The organism is Cupriavidus sp. SZY C1 (genome assembly GCF_032190535.1).
Taxonomy (GTDB): Bacteria; Pseudomonadota; Gammaproteobacteria; order Burkholderiales; family Burkholderiaceae; genus Cupriavidus; species Cupriavidus pauculus_C.
Genome location: NZ_JAUANU010000007.1, coordinates 223,264 through 239,614, shown reverse-complemented (window position 1 = coordinate 239,614; position 16,351 = coordinate 223,264). Strand labels below are relative to the sequence as shown.

The window sequence follows — 16,351 nt, the reverse complement described above, 5'->3', positions numbered from 1 at the left end:
GGCGTAGGCGACCCCGCACATGCGGTGCAGGTAGCTTCACTGTAGCAACTTGCCGGCCCCGGCCCCCGGCGTGGCGTCCTGAAATTTGTCGCAAGGGGAATTTAGCGTCCTCGGCGGATGTCGGCCGACGGGACTAAAATGGCGGATTCCGCAGCCATAACAACCCAAGGCCCCCTATGCGACTCCTTCACACCATGCTGCGCGTTGGCGACTACCAGCGCTCGATCGACTTCTACACGCGCGTGCTGGGCATGCAGCTGCTGCGCGAAAGCGACAACCCCGAGTACAAGTACCGCCTGGCCTTTGTCGGCTACGGCCCCGAGAGCGAGACCGCGGTGCTGGAGCTGACCTACAACTACGGCGTGGATCAGTACGACCTGGGCACGGCCTACGGCCATATTGCGCTGGAGACCCCGAACGCCGCCGAGGCGTGCGAGCGTATCCGCGCCGCCGGCGGCAAGGTCACGCGCGAGGCCGGCCCGGTCAAGGGCGGCACCACCGTGATCGCGTTTGTGGAGGACCCGGACGGCTACAAGATCGAGCTGATCGAGCGCAATTCCACGCGCGACGCGGCGCGCCCGTAAGCGGCGGACGCCACGCCGCGATGGGTACACAAACGATAACAAGGCGCCCGCTGGACAGCACGGCCATCGGCCTGATGGTGCTGCTGTGCGCCGCATGGGGACTCCAGCAGGTGGTGATCAAGGTCACCGCCCCCTTGATGGGCGCCGTGCTGCAGGCCGGCGTCCGCTCCGCCATCGCCGCGCTGCTGGTCTTTGCGTTCGCCGCCTGGCGCGGCACCCCGCTTTGGGAGCGCGACGGCACGCTGCGCGCGGGCATCGGCGCCGGGCTGCTGTTCGGCGCCGAGTTCTTCTGCATCTTCGTCGGGCTGGGACACACCACCGCGTCGCGCATGGCGGTGTTCCTGTACACCGCGCCGATCTTCACGGCGCTGGGCCTGCACCTGTTCGTCGCCGGCGAGCACCTGCAGCGCGCCCAGTGGGCCGGCGTGGTGCTGGCCTTCGTCGGCATGGTGCTGGCATTTGCCGATGGCATCGTCTCGCCGTCGGCGCAGGGCGGCACGCTGTTCGGCGACGCGCTGGGCGTGCTGGCCGGCGCGCTCTGGGCCGCCACGACGATCCTCGTGCGCGGCAGCAAGCTGTCCCACGCGCCGGCCAGCAAGACGCTGCTGTACCAGCTGGCGGTGTCGGCGGTGCTGCTGCTGGCGATGGCGCTGGCGGCCGGGCAGGTCCACCGCGTGGAAGTCACCGGCTTCGTGGTGGCCAGCCTGTTCTACCAGTCTGTGCTGATCGCCTTTGCCAGCTACCTGATCTGGTTCTGGCTGCTGCGCCAGTACCTGGCGTCGCGGCTGTCGGTCTTCTCGTTCCTGACGCCGCTGTTCGGCGTGGCATTCGGCGTGCTGCTGATGCACGACCAGGTCGGCCTGCGCTTCGCCGTGGCGGCGGTGCTGGTGCTGGCGGGAATCGTGCTGGTGAACCGGCGCGGCTGACGCCCGCGGCTGGGAGGGGGGGTGGCCGGCCCCTCCGCCAGTCGGCGGAGGGACGGTAACGGACGGGTTTAGCGCGGGAACGAGAACATGCCCAGCGCGCCGCGCACTTCGTCCAGCGTCTGCTGGGTCAGTTCGCGGCTGACCTCGGTACCCTTGCGCAGGATGTCGAACACGTAGCCCGGGTCCTTCGCCAGCGCCTCGCGGCGCTCGCGGATCGGGCGCAGCATTTCCTGCAGGATGCCTTCCACCCGGCGCTTGAGCACCATGTCGCCCAGGCCGCCGCGCTGGTAGTGATCCTTGAGCGCCTGCACTTCCTCGACGTTGGGATCGAACGCATCCAGGTACGTGAACACGACGTTGCCCTCCACCTGGCCGGGGTCCGACACCTTCAGGTGGTTCGGGTCGGTGTACATCTTGTGCACGGCCTCGCGGATCTGGTCCGGCGACGCCCCCAGCGGGATGGCGTTGCCCTGCGACTTGCTCATCTTCGCCTTGCCGTCGACGCCCGGCAGGCGGCCGTGCTTGGGAATCAGCGCGGCGGCCTCGGGCAGCACGTCGCGGCCCACCTGGTGGTTGATGCGGCGCACGATCTCGTTGGTCTGCTCGATCAGCGGCGCCTGGTCCTCGCCCACCGGCACCAGCACGGCCTTGAAGCCGGTGATGTCGGCGGCCTGCGACGCCGGGTAGCACAGGAAGCCGGCCGGGATGTCACGGCCAAAGCCGCGCGCCTGGATCTCTTCCTTGATCGTCGGGTTGCGCTCCAGGCGCGACACCGTGACGAAGTTCAGGTACATCAGCGTCAGCTCGGCCAGCGCCGGCAGGTGCGACTGCACCGTGATCGTGGTCTTGGCCGGGTCGATGCCGACGGCCAGGTAGTCCAGCGCCACTTCCAGCACGTTGCGGCGCACCTTGTCCGGATCGTGGGCGTTGTCGGTCATCGCCTGCGTGTCGGCCAGCAGCACGTACTGGCGATGCGTTTCCTGCAGGGCCACGCGGCTCTTCAGGGAGCCCACGTAGTGGCCCAGGTGCAGCGGGCCGGTCGGGCGGTCGCCGGTCAGGATGACGGGACGCGGGTCGGTCTTGGTCGGTTCGGTCATGAGCGTCGCGAAAGCTTCGGGAATGTTCGGGGGTTCTGGGAATGCTGTGGGCGGCGGCCGGCCTCAGGCCACGCCGCGGGCGGGCGGCGCGGCGCCCTTGCCGACGATGCGCGCCAGCTCGACGTACTCGGAAACCGGCACTTCCTCGGCGCGGCGGCCCAGGTCGAACCCGAGCGCGTCGAAGTCGACCTGGTCGCGCAGGAACGACAGCGTGTTGCGCAGCACCTTGCGGCGCTGCGAGAACGCCGCCGTCACCACGTCGCCAAGCACTTCGGGGTCGCAGGCCGGGTACGGCGATTGCAGCGCGCCGTCCTCGCCGCGCGGCCACGGGATCATGCGCACCACGGCCGAATCGACCTTGGGCGGCGGGTTGAACGACGCGGGCGGCACGTCGAGCACGTGTTCCATGTGGTAGCGCACCTGCAGCATGATCGACAGCCGGCCGAACGCCTTGCTGCCGGGCTCGGCCACCATGCGCTCGACCACCTCCTTCTGCAGCATGAAGTGCTGGTCGCGCACCACATCGGCAAAATCCATCAGGTGGAACAGCAGCGGGCTGGAGATGTTGTACGGCAGGTTGCCGACGATGCGCAGCGCGCGGCCGGCCTGCTTGAGCTGCCCGAAATCGAATGCCAGCGCGTCGCCGGCATGGACGGTCAGGCGGTCGGTGTAGCGGTTGCGCAGGCGCTCGACGAGGTCGCGGTCGAGTTCCACCACCTGCATGGCGGGCAGGCGTTCGAGCAGCGGGTTGGTCAGCGCGCCCAGGCCCGGGCCGATCTCGACGACGACGTCGTCCGGCTGCGGGTCGATCGCGTTGACGATGCCGTAGATGATGCCGTCGTCGACCAGGAAGTTCTGCCCGAATCGTTTGCGGGCCACATGGCCCTGGTGCACGTTTGAACGCATAGGTCAGTGGCGGCCGTTGGCGGACGCGCCGTTGCCGTGGCGTCCGCTGGCGTGGCCAGCCATCAAAGTGGCGCACCGGATGGCCTCGATCATGCTGCCGTGCTCGGCCCGGCCGCTGCCGGCCAGGTCGAGCGCGGTGCCGTGATCCACCGATGTGCGGATAAAGGGCAGGCCCAGCGTGACATTGACGCCGTGGCCGAAGGTGCCGTACTTGAGCGGCGCCAGTCCCTGGTCATGGTACATCGCCAGCACGCAGTCGGCATCGCGCAGGTGGCGCGGCTGGAACAGCGTGTCGGCGGGATAGGGGCCGCGCGCGTCGATGCCGGCGTCGACGGCCAGTGCCAGCGCGGGCGAGATGATGTCGATTTCCTCGCGGCCCATGTGGCCGGACTCGCCGGCATGCGGGTTGAGCCCGGTCACCAGGATGCGCGGCCGCGCGATGCCGAAGTGGCGCCGCAGGTCGTGGTCGACGATGGTCAGCGTTTCCAGCAGCATCGGCACGGCCAGCGCGTCGGGCACCGCGCGCAGCGGCAGGTGCGTGGTGGCCAGCGCCACGCGCAGCATCGCGTTGTCATGCGCGGGCTGCGGGCCGGCCAGCATCATCACCACGCGCGGCACGGCGGCCCGCTCGGCCAGGTATTCGGTATGGCCCGTGAACGGCACGCCGGCGTCGTTGATCGTGCTCTTCTGCACCGGCGCGGTGACCATGGCGGCATAGCGGCCATCGCGCAGCCCGTCGATGGCGGCATCGAGCAGCGCCAGCACGTAGCGGCCGTTGCGCGCGTCGAGCTGGCCGGGCGCGCAGGGCACGCCCAGCGCGACGTCTTCCACCACCACCTGGCCGTCGGCGATACGCCGCTGCCACGCGTGCGCCACGCCCAGCGCCTGGGCACGCTGCGCCAGCAGGCGCGCGTCCCCGATCACATGGAACCGGTAGTGACCCTGCCCCATGCCGTTGCCGGTGCCCACGAGCTGCAGCAGGGCACCGATCGTGATGTCGGGGCCGATGCCGGCGGGTTCGCCGGTCGTGATGGCTAGCGCGAGGGGAGCGGGTGCAGGGTCGGGCATGGCAGGCTGGCCGGCGCGTCAGCGCTGGCGGTTGATCCGGTATTCCACGTAGGCCGCGCTGCGGAGCTGGCGCACCCAGTCATCATAGGCGGCGCGCAGCTTCTGCTCGCGGACTTCCTGGCGGGCGAAGTCGCGCTGCTTCTCGGCCGATACCTCGGTCTCGCGGCGGTTTTCCACCTGGATCAGGTGCACGCCGAACTGCGTGACCACGGGCTCGGAGATCTCGCCCGGACGCAGGCGATTCATGGCCTGCTCGAACTCGGGCACCAGTTCGCCCGGCGACACCCAGCCCAGCTCGCCGCCCTGCTGGGACGAGCCGTCCTGCGAGTAGCGCCGCGCCGCATCGGCAAAATCGGTGCCGTGGGTCAGGCGGTCGCGCAGCGTGGTCATCTGCCGGCGGGCTTCGGCCTCGGGCATGTTCGGGCCGGTGCGGATCAGGATGTGACGCACCTGCGTCTGCGTGATGCGGTCGCTGGCGGCCTGCTGGGCCGGCGCGCCGGTGCGCTTGGCGGCCAGCTTCAGCACGTGGAAGCCGTTGGCCGATTCCACCACGTCCGGCACCACGCCGCCCGGCTGCAGGTCGACGATGGCGTTGGCGAACAGCGCCGGCAGGCGGCCAATTTCGCGGAAGCCGATCGCGCCGCCCTGCGCCGCCTCGGGCGCGTCGGAATTCGACCGCGCCAGCTCGGCAAAGTCGGCACCGCCCTGCGCCTGCTTGAGCAGGCCCTGGGCCTTGGCCTTCAACTGGGCCTTCTGGGCTTCGGAGGCGTCCTCGGGCACGCGCACCAGGATCTGCTGCACGTTGTACTCGGTGGGCCCCGTGGCGGCCGACTGCCCGCTGCGAGCGGCCAGGTAGTTGTCGATCTCGCCGTCGTAGACCTGCACCTTCGAATCGACCTCGCGCTCGCGCAGGCGGATCACCTGCACCTGCTTGCGCAGTTCGTCGCGGTACTTGGACCACGTCATGCCGCTGGCTTCCACGCGGCGGCGCAGCTCGGTGGCGGACATCTTGTTCTGCTGCGCGACCGATTCGATCGCGCGGTCCACTTCCTGGTCGGTCACCTTGATGCCGGCGTCCTGGGCGGCCTGCGTCTGCACGCGGTCCATCACCAGCCGCTCCAGCACCTCGCCCAGCAGGTCGGGCCGCTCGGGCACCGGACGGTTGGACGCGCGGAGCTGGCTCTCGACCTCGTCGGCCCGGTCAAGCAGCTCGCGCCGCGTGATCACGCTGTTGTTGACGATGGCCACCACCTCGTCCACCAGCTGCGAGCGCTTCTGCGCCGGCTGCGGCACGCCGAGCTGCGGCTGGCTCGGCGCCACCGTGGACGACGACGGCGACCCGCCCGGCATGAAGATGCCCTGCGTGCGGCCGCTGGACCCCGGGGCGCGGAGCTGCGCGGCGGCCGGTGCGGCCAGCGTGACCAGCACCGCGGAGAGCAGCAGTTGCTGCCACGAGTTCAGGCGGAACATTACCGAAAAAGCTTGACGTTTCATCTTGGTCCGTCATTCATAGTGATCGTACGGGGACGTGGGCACCGGCCGCGCGGTCACGGGCTCGTAGCCCGGCACGTTCAGGCGCAGCATGTCCAGCGGATTCGAGCCAACCTTCGACAGGCCGCGGAATTCCACCTGCAGGAACACCCGTCCGGTATAGCCGTTGGTCGTGTTGCGGAAGCGCTGGTAGACGAAGCGGCCCACCCAGCAGTCCGCCGCGTATTCGAAGCCGGCCAGCGCGTCCACAAGCTGGCTGGCCGACTGGTCGTACGCCACGCGGCCGATACCGTAGACGCGCTGCGTGATCGGCCACTGGCCCGAGACCTCGAACTGGTCGATGGCCGTGTTGTCGGTGACCGACGTCGGACGGCGGTAGCGATAGCCCATGTTGAGCAGCTTGCGCGAGTCCGGCCGCCACTGGAACGCCACGTTCGAGTAGTTGACGCGGTTTTCGTCGGGATTCCACTGGATGCCCGCGTCCAGGTAGTAGCCGCGGAAAAGCTGGATCGTCGTGGCCGCCAGCAGGTCGGAATACGACGGCTTGGTGTCGTTCAGCGTGCCGCTGATCTGCACGCGCTGGCCGGTGAAGTCCACGCGCTGCGCAATCGTGCCGCGGAAGCGCTCCACGCCGGTCTCGGACTCGATCAGGCGCGTGGTCAGGCCCGCGGTCAGCTTGTTGTTGTCGGCAATCCGGTCCGCGCCGCTGAACGGGTTTTCCGTGAAGATCTGGCCGTAGCTGAAGTCGGACTGCGCCGTATCGAACAGCGGGAACTGGCTCTGGTCGCGGAACGGCGTGTAGACGTAGAACAGGCGCGGCTCCAGCGTCTGCGTGTAGTTCACGCCGAACAGCCGGCTGATGCCGGGCGCCTCGCGCTCGAAGGTCATGCCCGAGTCCAGGCTGACCGTCGGGATCGTGCGGCTCAGCGTGTTGGGCGCCCCGGCCGTGTTCGTGCCGGCGTCCATGTTGTACTGGGCCGCGTTGAAGATGACCTTCGGCGTCACGTACCAGCCCGGCCGGATGATCGGGTAGCTGATGGTCGGCTGGAAGTACGCGCGGTTGCCTTCCGGCTGCTGGAACCCCGTGGACGTCAGCGGGATCTTGAAGCGCGTGTAGTCGGTGTCGATGGCGATGTCGAAGCCGCCTACGTCGTACTTCGTGTACTTCGCATTGAGCTGCGGCTCGCGCTCGTACGAGGGCTCGCTGGGCCGCAGCGTCTGGAATTTCAGGACCTGCGCCAGGAACGTGAAGTCGCCCCAGTTGTAGGTCACCCCGCCCTGCTGCGTGTACTGGCGCAGCGTGGACTGCGAGACGCTGCGCGTCAGGTCGTCCGGATACTGGTCGTCCGACACCTTGCTGACGTTGGCGAACGCCGTCATGCCGGGGATGATCCGCTGCGTGTGCTGGATCGAGTAGGCCCAGCGGTCGCGGTCGGCCTTCTTGTCGTCGGGCAGGATTTCCGCCCGGATGCGGCCGCTGTAGCCGTCGCCCAGGTACCGGTAGTCGCCGCCGAGCTGCAGGCCGCGCGACGACAGGATGCGCGGGAACAGCGTCAGGTCGCGGTTCGGTGCCAGGTTGAAGTAGTACGGCACCGTGATGTCGGCGCCGGACTTGGAACTATAGCCAAACAGCGGCGGCAGCACGCCGCTGCGGCGCTCGCTGTTCAGCGGGAACGAGAACGCCGGCGCGCCGGCCACGGGCACGCCGAAGAAGTGCAGCACGCCGCCATAGGCGACGCCCACTTCGCGGTCGCTGTCCAGGTCGAGCTTGCGGGCGCTGAAGTACCAGTCCGCGTTGTCGGGCGAGCAGGTCGTGTAGGTGGCCTTCTTGAGCGTGCTGCGGTCGGGATCGATGAAATCCATCCGCTCCGCGCTGCCCGAGCCGCCGGTCTGCTGGAAGTAGTAGTCCGGCGACAGCATGTAGCCTTCGTTGGCCTGCACGCGCAGCTTGGCCTCGGGGCCCACCGCCAGCGTGCCGCTCTTGGACATCCGCACATTGCCCGTGGCATGGGCCTCGTCGGTGTCCTGGTCATAGGTCAGCTTGTCGCCCTTGACCACGCCGCCGTCGCGGCGCAGTTCGGCGTTGCCTTCCAGTTCGACGCCCTTCTCGTTGTAGCCCGTCATGCGGTCGCCCGACACGTAGGCCGGTGCATTCGGGTTCGACGGCGTCGACGCGGGCGCCACGCCCAGCGTGTTGCTGCTGGCGGTACCTGGCCGGCGCGGCGGCTCGGTCAGGCTTGGTACCAGTTCGCCCGCCTCGGGCGGCGGGGGCGGAGGCTCGACCACCTCGGTGACGACGGGCTCCACCATCTCGATGTTGGGAATCGCCGACGCGCCGCCGTACTGGGCGTGCGCGTTGACCGAGAGGCCGGCCATGGCCAGCACGAGCGGCCGCAAGGCCGAGGCATGCGCAAGGGCGCGCCGGGGCTGGCCCTGGCGCGCAGGCGGTCGGGTGGCCGTTGAATGCGGCGATCGTCGTTGTTGTTCGGTCATGCAAACGGTTGTCGGTCGGCTCGGCGGCGGGCGCGGCGCGGGACGCCGCATGGCGGCTCCCAACGGCCCCCAGCCCAATGCCAGAGCGGGCTGCGGGGCGACAAAGGCCCCTCCCGGGGGCCACCCGGCGCCCGGGTCTGGTCGGGTATTATACGGGGCATCGTATTCTCCCTTTCCGGCATGGCAGCACTCAATGACGACCCGGGCCACGACCCGCGTATCGAACAACTGAAATCGTGGGTAGCCGGGCTCGGCGCGGCGTGGTCGATCGACCCGTCTTCCTGCGCGCCGGCTTCGGCCGACGCCAGCTTCCGCCGCTACTTCCGCGTGCGCACCGGCCATCCGGCCCATCCGACCGCCATCGTGATGGACGCCCCGCCCGCGCACGAGGACTGCCGCCCGTTCATCCACGTGGCCCGGCTGTTCGGCGATGCCGGCGTGACGGTGCCCACCGTGCTGGCGCAGGACCTCGACCAGGGGTTCCTGCTGCTGGCCGACCTGGGCAGCCAGACCTACCTGTCGCGCCTGGACGAGGCCTCCGCCCGCCCGCTGTACGAGGACGCCGCCGCCGCGCTGGTCCGCATCCAGCTCGCCACGCGCCCCGGCGAGCTGCCGGCCTACGACCGCGCGCTGCTGCAGCGCGAGCTGGACCTGTTCCCGCAGTGGTACGTGGCCCGCCATCTCGGCGCCACGCTGGACGACCGCCAACAGGCCGACCTGCGCGAAGTCTTCGACACCATCCTGGCCAACAACCTGGCCCAGCCCCAGGTCTACGTTCACCGCGACTATCACTCGCGCAACCTGATGGTCCTGCCCGAAGGCGCCAGCGTGGGCGCCAACCCCGGCATCCTGGACTTCCAGGACGCCGTGATCGGGCCGATCACCTACGACGCCGTGTCGCTGTGGCGCGACGCCTATATCGAGTGGGAAGAAGAGCAGCAGCTCGACTGGCTGATCCGCTACTGGGAACGCGCCCGCAAGGCCGGCCTGCCCGTGGCGGCCGATTTTGGCGATTTCTACCGCGATTTCGAGTGGATGGGCCTGCAACGCCACCTGAAGGTGCTTGGCATCTTCGCGCGGCTGTACCACCGCGATGGCAAGGACGGCTACCTGGCCAACCTGCCGCTGGTGCTCAAGTACACGCGCAGCGTGGCCGGCCGCTATTCCGAAATGCGCAAGCTGGTGCGGCTGCTGGACGCGCTGGAAGGCACCGAGCGCCCCACCGGCCTGACGTTCTGAACCGTGCCGACGCCCCCTGACTCCGCCGCAGACCCCGCCATCACCCGCCGTGGCGAGTGGTGGGCCGGCGTGCGCGCGCTGGCGCCGATGCTGCTCGGCGTGGTGCCGTTCGGCCTGATCTATGGCGTGCTGGCGGTCAACGCCGGCATGCCGGCCTGGCTGGCCTGCGCGATGAGCGCCATCGTTTTCGGCGGCGCGTCGCAGATGATCCTGACCCAGCTCTGGTCGGCCGGCACGCCGGCGCTGGTCATCGCGTTCACCGTGGCGATGGTCAACCTGCGGCACGCGCTCTATTCGGCCACGATCGCGCCGTCGCTGGCGCCGCTGCCGCGCCGCTGGAAGGCGCTGGTGGCCTACCTGCTGACCGACGAGGCCTTCGCCGCCATGACGCGCCGGCTGGGCGATACCGGCCCCCGCGCGCGCTATCGCCACTGGTTCTACTTCGGCGCCGGCGTCTCGCTCTGGACGAGCTGGCAGGTGTCGACGCTGGCCGGCGTGCTGGTGGGCGCCCAGGTGCCGCGTGACTGGCCGCTCGACTTCTTCCTGCCGCTGACGTTCATCGCGATCATCGTGCCCAACCTCAAGCATCGCGCCCACGTGGCCGCCGCGCTGGTGGCCACGGCGCTGGCCGTGGTGTGCTACGCCATGCCGCACAAGCTCGGGATCATGGTGGCGGCGCTGGGCGGCATCGCGGCGGGCATGCTGCTGCTGCGGGGGCACCCCCGTGGCGGCCAGCGCGCGCCCCGCGCCGACGGCAAGGAGCACGCGGCATGAGTGCGCTGACCTTGCTCTGGGTGTTCCTGGGCGCGGGCCTGGCCACCTACCTGATCCGCCTGTCGTTCATCGCCGTCGAAGGCCGCGTGCACCTGCCGCCGTGGTTCCGCACGGCGTTGCAGTTCGTGCCGGCCGCGATGCTGTCCGCGCTGATCGCGCCGGACCTGCTGATGCGCGACGGCGCGGTGTACCTGAGCCCCTACAACGCGCGGCTGGTGGCCGGCCTGGTCGCCATCGTGATCGCCGCGCGCACGCGCAGCGTCGGCTGGACCATTGCCGGCGGCATGGCCACGCTGATCGCCCTGGAGTCCCTGCTTTGAAAGCGATGATCTTTGCCGCCGGGCGCGGCGACCGCATGCGCCCGCTGACCGACACCACGCCCAAGCCGCTGCTGGCCGTGGGCGGCAAGCCGCTGATCGTCTGGCAGATCGAGGCGCTGGCCCGCGCGGGGCTGTCCGATATCGTCATCAACCATGCCTGGCTGGGCGACCGGCTCGAAGCGGCGCTGGGCGACGGCCGCCAGTTTGGCGTGCGCCTGCACTGGTCGGCGGAAGGCACGGCGCTGGAGACGGCGGGCGGCATCGCGCAGGCGCTGCCGCTGCTGACCGCCGGCGCGGGCGACGACGTCTTCCTGGCCGTATCCGGCGACATCTTCTGCGATTTCGACTACGCGTCGCTGCTGCCGCGCGCGCGCAGGATGGCCGGCGCGGCGCGGCCGCAGATGCACCTCGTGATGGTGCCGAATCCCGACTTCCATCCGCGCGGCGACTTCGTGCTCGGCGACGACGGCCGGCTGCACCTGCCCGACGCCAGCCAGCCGGGCCAGGCGCTGACGTTCGGCAACATCGGCCTCTACGACACGCGGCTGTTCCGCGACATCGCGCCGGGGCAGAAGGTGGCGATGTCGCCGTACTACCGCGCTGCGATCGGGGCCGGTACCGCCACCGGCGAGCGCTTCGACGGCCGCTGGGAAAACGTCGGCACGCCGGCCCAGCTGGACGCGCTGGACCGCGCCCTGCGGGCCTGACGCCCGCGCCCGCCGCCCCGCCAAGCGGCCTACTGGGCGCCCGTTGCGGCGCATGGCGTGCCCGCACCGCCGGCCGGCGGGTTTAGAATCGGCACATTCCCCTCACCGGCCTGCCTCATGTCCGCACCCGATTCCGCTCTCCTTGGCGCGTGCCGCGACCGCCGTGCCCGCGTGCTGCAACAGTTGCGCGCCACCGGCGGTGGCGTGGCGATCGTGCCCACCGCGCCGGAAGCCATGCGCAACCGCGACAGCGACTACCCGTACCGGCACGACAGCTATTTCTATTACCTGACCGGCTTCACCGAACCCGAGGCCGTGCTGGTGCTCGTGGCCGGCGCGCCGGGCGAAGGCGGCGACCGCAGCATCCTGTTCTGCCGCCCCAGGCACGAGGAACGCGAGATCTGGGACGGCTTCCGCTTCGGCCCCGAAGGCGCCCGCGCGACGTTCGGCTTCGACGAGGCCCATTCGGTCGAGGACATCGACAAGCTGCTGCCCCCGCTGCTGGCCAACCGCGCCCAGCTGGCCTACCCGCTGGCCGCCACCGCCACCATCGACGCCGACGTGCGCCGCTGGCTCGATGGCGTGCGCATGCAGGGCCGCGCCGGCGTCTCGTCGCCGTCGGTGGCCATGGACGTGCGCACGCTGCTCGACGAAATGCGGCTGTTCAAGGACGCCGGCGAGCTGGCGACGATGCGCCGCGCGGCCGAGATCTCGGCGCAGGCCCACGTGCGCGCCATGCGCGCGTCGCGCGCCGGGCTGCGCGAGTACCACCTGGAAGCCGAGCTGCTGTACGAATTCCGCCGCCATGGCGCCCAGAGCGTGGCCTACAACTCGATCGTGGCCGGCGGGGCCAATGCCTGCGTGCTGCACTACCGCGCCGGCCCCGGCGAACTGCGCGACGGCGACCTGTGCCTGATCGACGCCGGCTGCGAGCTGGACGGCTATGCGTCTGACATCACGCGCACGTTCCCGGTCTCGGGCCGCTTCTCGCCGGCCCAGCGCGAGCTGTACGACCTGGTGCTGGCCGCGCAGGAGGCCGCCATCGCCGAGACTCGCGCCGGCGTGCCGTACAACGTGCCGCACGACGCCGCGGTGAAGGTGCTGGCGCAGGGCATGCTCGACACGGGCCTGCTGGACCGCAACAAGGAAGGCACGCTGGACGACGTGCTGGCCAGCGGCAGCTACCGCCGCTTCTACATGCACCGCACCGGCCACTGGCTTGGCATGGACGTGCACGACGTGGGCGAATACCGCGTGCCCGGCCCGCTGCCGGCCGGCCAGGAGGGCGAGCGCCCGTGGCGGCCGCTGGAACCCGGCATGGTGCTGACGATCGAGCCGGGCATCTACGTGCGGCCGGCCGAGGACGTGCCCGAGCGCTACTGGCATATCGGCATCCGCATCGAGGATGACGCCGTGGTGAGCGCGGGCGAATGCGAACTGATCACGCGCGGCGTGCCTGTGAAGGCCGACGAGATCGAGGCACTGATGCGCGGCAACGGAGGAGCGGCGCGATGAAGGCGTTGTTGAGCAAGCTGTTTGGCGTGGGCGTACCGAAGCACCGGAGCACGGTGCATCCCGTGGACCCGAACCAGCCGTTCGTGGTGAATCTCCATGACGACCGCCTGGTCGTGCATCGCCCGGACGGCCAGCGCGAAGAACTGGCGTGGGACGCGCTGGAGCGCGTGGTGGTGCGCGTGTCCGACCGCGCGCCGTGGACCGGCACGCCGTGGCTGATCCTGGCCGGCGACGCGCAGAGCCAGCAGGGCTGCGTGGTGCCGATGACCGCCGCCAACCACGACGCGCTGCTGCGGCGCCTGCAGGCGCTGCCGGGCTTCCACCAGCAGAAGCTCGACAACGCGATGCGCGACGCGGCCGCGGGCAAGGCCCGCACCGACGCCAACCTCTGGAAGCGCGGCGAAGCCCCGGCGGCCGACGCCGCCCCGGCGCACGAGGAGCCCGACCATGACACAGCCGGCCAACGCTGACACCCTCGGTACCCTGGGCGCCCCTGGCACCGGCCACGGCGAGCCGCACGACGTGGCCGTCGTCGGCGGCGGCCCGGTGGGGCTGGCGCTGGCCTGCCAGTTGCTGCGCACCACGCCATGGCGCATCGTGCTGATCGATGCCGCCACGCCGGCCCGCGCCGCGCGCGACCCGCGCGCCATCGCGCTGTCGCACGGCAGCCGCCAGTTGCTGGAGCAGATTGGCGCGTGGCCCGTGCCGGCGCAGCCGATCGAGCACATCCACGTGTCGCAGCGCGGCCGCTTTGGCCATGTGAAGCTTCATCACGACGACTACGGCGTGCCCGCGCTGGGCCACGTGGTCAAGTACGGCGACCTGTGCCTGGCGCTGGAACGCGCGCTGGCGCGGGCGGCCGACGCCGCGCCCGGCCGGCTGGAACGCGCGTTCGAGACCCGCATCGACGATCTCGACCAGGGCAGCGGCGACGATGCGCGCGCACGCCAGCCGGGCGCCGTGGTCCGGCTGACCGGCGTGTCGCACGCCGACCATGAGGGCCTGCCCGTGGCCTTTGCGGCCCGCATCGCCGTGCAGGCCGAAGGCGGGCTGTTCCACCAGCAGGCGCAGCGCCTGTCGCGCGGCACTGATCCGGCGCGCCGCCGCGACTACGGCCAGACGGCGATCATCGGCCACGTCACCTGCACGCAACCGCTGCCGGGCTGGGCCTGGGAACGGTTCACCGACGAGGGGCCGCTGGCGCTGCTGCCGCACGAGGACCATGGTGTCACCGGCTACGCGCTGGTCTGGTGCTGCGCGCCGGAGCAGGCGCAGCGGCGGCTGGCACTGCCGGACGACCTGTTTGCCGATGAACTGGGCCGCGCGTTCGGCACGCGCATGGGCCGCTTCACGCTGGTGGGCAAGCGCCACGCGTTTCCGCTGGGCCTGAACGCGGCACCGGTCACGGTGCAGCACCGGGTGGTGGCCGTCGGCAATGCGGCGCAGACGCTACATCCGGTGGCCGGCCAGGGCCTGAACCTGGGCCTGCGCGACGCCTTCGCGCTGGCCGATTCCCTGCGCGCCGGCTGCACGCCGCAGGCGTTGCAGGCCTTTGCGGGCCGCCACCGCCTGGACCGCGCGATGACGATCGGCATCACCGACCTGCTGCCGCGCGTGTTTGGCGTGGGCGGGCCGCTGGCGGCCCATGCGCGCGGCGCGTCGCTGGCGGCGCTGGCCTGCGTGGCGCCGCTCAAGCACGCGCTGGCGCGGCAGATGATGTTCGGCGCCCGGCGCTAGCCGGCCGGATCAAGGTGCCGGGGCGTGCCGCCGCCCCCGCTCCATGATATTTGCTTATTTATTGGGCAACCGTACCGGTTTGGCGGTAAAATCCCGGCCTCGCATACGACCCCCGGCGCCGTTTGCCGGATTGCCGGCACTAGCCGGGCTTTCCTTTTTCGCTTCTTTCGCAACGCGCCGCCACCGTGCAGATCGGTCCCCACACGCTCCGCAACAACCTCTTTGTCGCCCCGATGGCCGGGGTGACGGACCGCCCGTTCCGCCAGCTCTGCAAGCAGCTCGGCGCCGGCTACGCAGTGTCCGAGATGGTCGCGTCGAACGCCCAGCTGTGGAAAAGCGAAAAGACCATGCGGCGCGCCAATCACACGGGCGAGGTCGAGCCGATCTCGGTGCAGATTGCCGGCGCCGAGCCGTCGATGATGGCCGAGGCGGCGCGCTACAACGTCGACCGTGGCGCGCAGATCATCGACATCAACATGGGCTGCCCGGCCAAGAAGGTCTGCAACGTGGCGGCCGGGTCGGCGCTGCTGCAGAACGAACCGCTCGTGGTGCGGATCGTCGAGGCCGTGGTGGGCGCCGTGGGCGACCGCGTGCCCGTGACGCTGAAGATCCGCACCGGCTGGGACCGCGAGCACAAGAACGCGCTGCGCGTGGCGCGCATGGCCCAGGACGCCGGCATCAGCATGCTGACGATCCACGGCCGCACCCGCGCCGACCTGTACCACGGCGAGGCCGAGTACGAGACCATCGCCGCGGTCAAGGCGGCGCTGCGCATCCCCGTGGTGGCCAACGGCGACATCACGTCGCCGCAGAAGGCGCGCCACGTGCTGCAGGTGACCGGCGCCGACGCCATCATGATCGGCCGCGCCGCGCAGGGGCGCCCGTGGCTGTTCCGCGAGATCGAGCACTTCCTGAAGACGGGCGAGCTGCTGCCGTCGCCCGAGGTGGCCGAGATCCGCGCGATCATGAACCACCACCTGGCCGACCACTACGCGTTCTACGGCGAGTTCACCGGCGTGCGCACCGCGCGCAAGCACATCGCCTGGTACACGCGCGGGCTCAAGGGCGCGAACCTGTTCCGCCACCGGATGAACACGCTGGAAACCACGGACGCGCAGTTGGAGGCCGTGAATGCGTTCTTCGACGAGCAGGCGGCCATCTCGGACCGCCTGGTCTACGTCGACGACGCCGCCGCGCCGGACGCACAAGACAACATCGACAACAACAAGAAACGGGAACTGCTTGCCGCATGAGCCGCAACGCCATCGACCAATGTATCCGGGACAGCCTGGATACCTACTTTCGCGACCTGGACGGCGAAGTGCCGTCCAACATGTACAACATGGTGCTGGAGGCCGTGGAGCGGCCGCTGCTGGAAGCCGTGATGGTGCGCGCCGAGCGCAACCAGTCGCTGGCGGCCGCGTACCTGGGCATCAACCGCAACACCCTTCGCAAGAAGCTGCAGCAACACGGATTACTTTGACGCGTTCCCCC

16 protein-coding genes are annotated in these 16,351 nt (G+C 70.2%); 11 read left to right on the top strand and 5 right to left on the bottom strand.

Features of this window, described 5'->3' with window-relative positions; genetic code table 11:
* The first annotated feature begins 176 nt into the window (after window positions 1–176).
* Both gloA and QTN24_RS13760 read left to right on the top strand, forming a co-directional pair.
* The gene (gloA, locus tag QTN24_RS13765; RefSeq protein WP_124682404.1) at window positions 177–584 is read left to right on the top strand and encodes a lactoylglutathione lyase; all 408 of its coding nucleotides are present in this window, start codon (window positions 177–179) and stop codon (window positions 582–584) included.
* Window positions 585–604: 20 nt separating this feature from the next.
* The gene (locus QTN24_RS13760; protein WP_313837728.1) at window positions 605–1,510 is read left to right on the top strand and encodes a DMT family transporter; all 906 of its coding nucleotides are present in this window, start codon (window positions 605–607) and stop codon (window positions 1,508–1,510) included.
* A 68-nt stretch (window positions 1,511–1,578) separates the two neighbouring features.
* Here QTN24_RS13760 and trpS read toward each other — a convergent pair whose 3' ends face one another.
* The 5 genes from trpS to QTN24_RS13735 all read right to left on the bottom strand — a co-directional run bounded on the left by trpS (window position 1,579) and on the right by QTN24_RS13735 (window position 8,565).
* On the bottom strand, window positions 1,579–2,607 hold the full coding sequence (trpS, locus tag QTN24_RS13755; RefSeq protein ID WP_124682406.1) for a tryptophan--tRNA ligase: 1,029 nt from the start codon (window positions 2,605–2,607) through the stop codon (window positions 1,579–1,581).
* 63 nt (window positions 2,608–2,670) lie between these two features.
* The gene (gene rsmA, locus QTN24_RS13750) at window positions 2,671–3,513 is read right to left on the bottom strand and encodes a 16S rRNA (adenine(1518)-N(6)/adenine(1519)-N(6))-dimethyltransferase RsmA (protein WP_313837727.1); all 843 of its coding nucleotides are present in this window, start codon (window positions 3,511–3,513) and stop codon (window positions 2,671–2,673) included.
* A gap of 3 nt (window positions 3,514–3,516) precedes the next feature.
* Window positions 3,517–4,581, bottom strand: a complete 1,065-nt coding sequence (gene pdxA / locus QTN24_RS13745) for a 4-hydroxythreonine-4-phosphate dehydrogenase PdxA (protein WP_124682408.1) — start codon at window positions 4,579–4,581, stop codon at window positions 3,517–3,519.
* Window positions 4,582–4,599: 18 nt separating this feature from the next.
* Entirely contained in the window at window positions 4,600–6,075 is a 1,476-nt protein-coding gene (locus QTN24_RS13740) for a peptidylprolyl isomerase (protein WP_124682409.1), read from the bottom strand.
* Window positions 6,076–6,084: 9 nt separating this feature from the next.
* Window positions 6,085–8,565 carry an LPS-assembly protein LptD gene (locus QTN24_RS13735; protein ID WP_313837726.1) on the bottom strand — a complete coding sequence of 827 codons (2,481 nt, stop codon included), beginning with the start codon at window positions 8,563–8,565 and terminating at the stop codon, window positions 6,085–6,087.
* Window positions 8,566–8,745: 180 nt separating this feature from the next.
* Between QTN24_RS13735 and QTN24_RS13730 the strand changes: the two genes are divergently transcribed.
* From QTN24_RS13730 to QTN24_RS13690, 9 genes are all read left to right on the top strand, one after another.
* Window positions 8,746–9,804, top strand: a complete 1,059-nt coding sequence (locus tag QTN24_RS13730; protein ID WP_313837725.1) for an aminoglycoside phosphotransferase family protein — start codon at window positions 8,746–8,748, stop codon at window positions 9,802–9,804.
* An 87-nt stretch (window positions 9,805–9,891) separates the two neighbouring features.
* Window positions 9,892–10,578, top strand: coding sequence for an AzlC family ABC transporter permease (locus QTN24_RS13725; RefSeq protein ID WP_253700031.1), 687 nt, complete (start codon window positions 9,892–9,894; stop codon window positions 10,576–10,578).
* A complete protein-coding gene (locus QTN24_RS13720; RefSeq protein ID WP_313837724.1) occupies window positions 10,575–10,898 on the top strand; it encodes an AzlD domain-containing protein in 324 nt (107 codons plus the stop codon). Before QTN24_RS13725 ends, QTN24_RS13720 begins: the two co-directional genes overlap by 4 nt.
* Window positions 10,895–11,605, top strand: coding sequence for an N-acetylmuramate alpha-1-phosphate uridylyltransferase MurU (murU, locus tag QTN24_RS13715; RefSeq protein WP_124682414.1), 711 nt, complete (start codon window positions 10,895–10,897; stop codon window positions 11,603–11,605). Before QTN24_RS13720 ends, murU begins: the two co-directional genes overlap by 4 nt.
* A 117-nt stretch (window positions 11,606–11,722) precedes the next feature.
* Window positions 11,723–13,120, top strand: coding sequence for an aminopeptidase P N-terminal domain-containing protein (locus tag QTN24_RS13710; protein ID WP_313837723.1), 1,398 nt, complete (start codon window positions 11,723–11,725; stop codon window positions 13,118–13,120).
* Window positions 13,117–13,590 carry a hypothetical protein gene (locus tag QTN24_RS13705; RefSeq protein WP_313837722.1) on the top strand — a complete coding sequence of 158 codons (474 nt, stop codon included), beginning with the start codon at window positions 13,117–13,119 and terminating at the stop codon, window positions 13,588–13,590. Before QTN24_RS13710 ends, QTN24_RS13705 begins: the two co-directional genes overlap by 4 nt.
* Complete coding sequence (locus tag QTN24_RS13700) at window positions 13,568–14,857, top strand: UbiH/UbiF/VisC/COQ6 family ubiquinone biosynthesis hydroxylase (RefSeq protein ID WP_313837721.1); 1,290 nt, start codon at window positions 13,568–13,570, stop codon at window positions 14,855–14,857. Before QTN24_RS13705 ends, QTN24_RS13700 begins: the two co-directional genes overlap by 23 nt.
* Window positions 14,858–15,042: 185 nt before the next feature.
* Entirely contained in the window at window positions 15,043–16,110 is a 1,068-nt protein-coding gene (gene dusB / locus QTN24_RS13695; RefSeq protein ID WP_124682418.1) for a tRNA dihydrouridine synthase DusB, read from the top strand.
* Window positions 16,107–16,340 carry a Fis family transcriptional regulator gene (locus QTN24_RS13690; RefSeq protein ID WP_061954782.1) on the top strand — a complete coding sequence of 78 codons (234 nt, stop codon included), beginning with the start codon at window positions 16,107–16,109 and terminating at the stop codon, window positions 16,338–16,340. Before dusB ends, QTN24_RS13690 begins: the two co-directional genes overlap by 4 nt.
* Window positions 16,341–16,351: the final 11 nt, after the last annotated feature.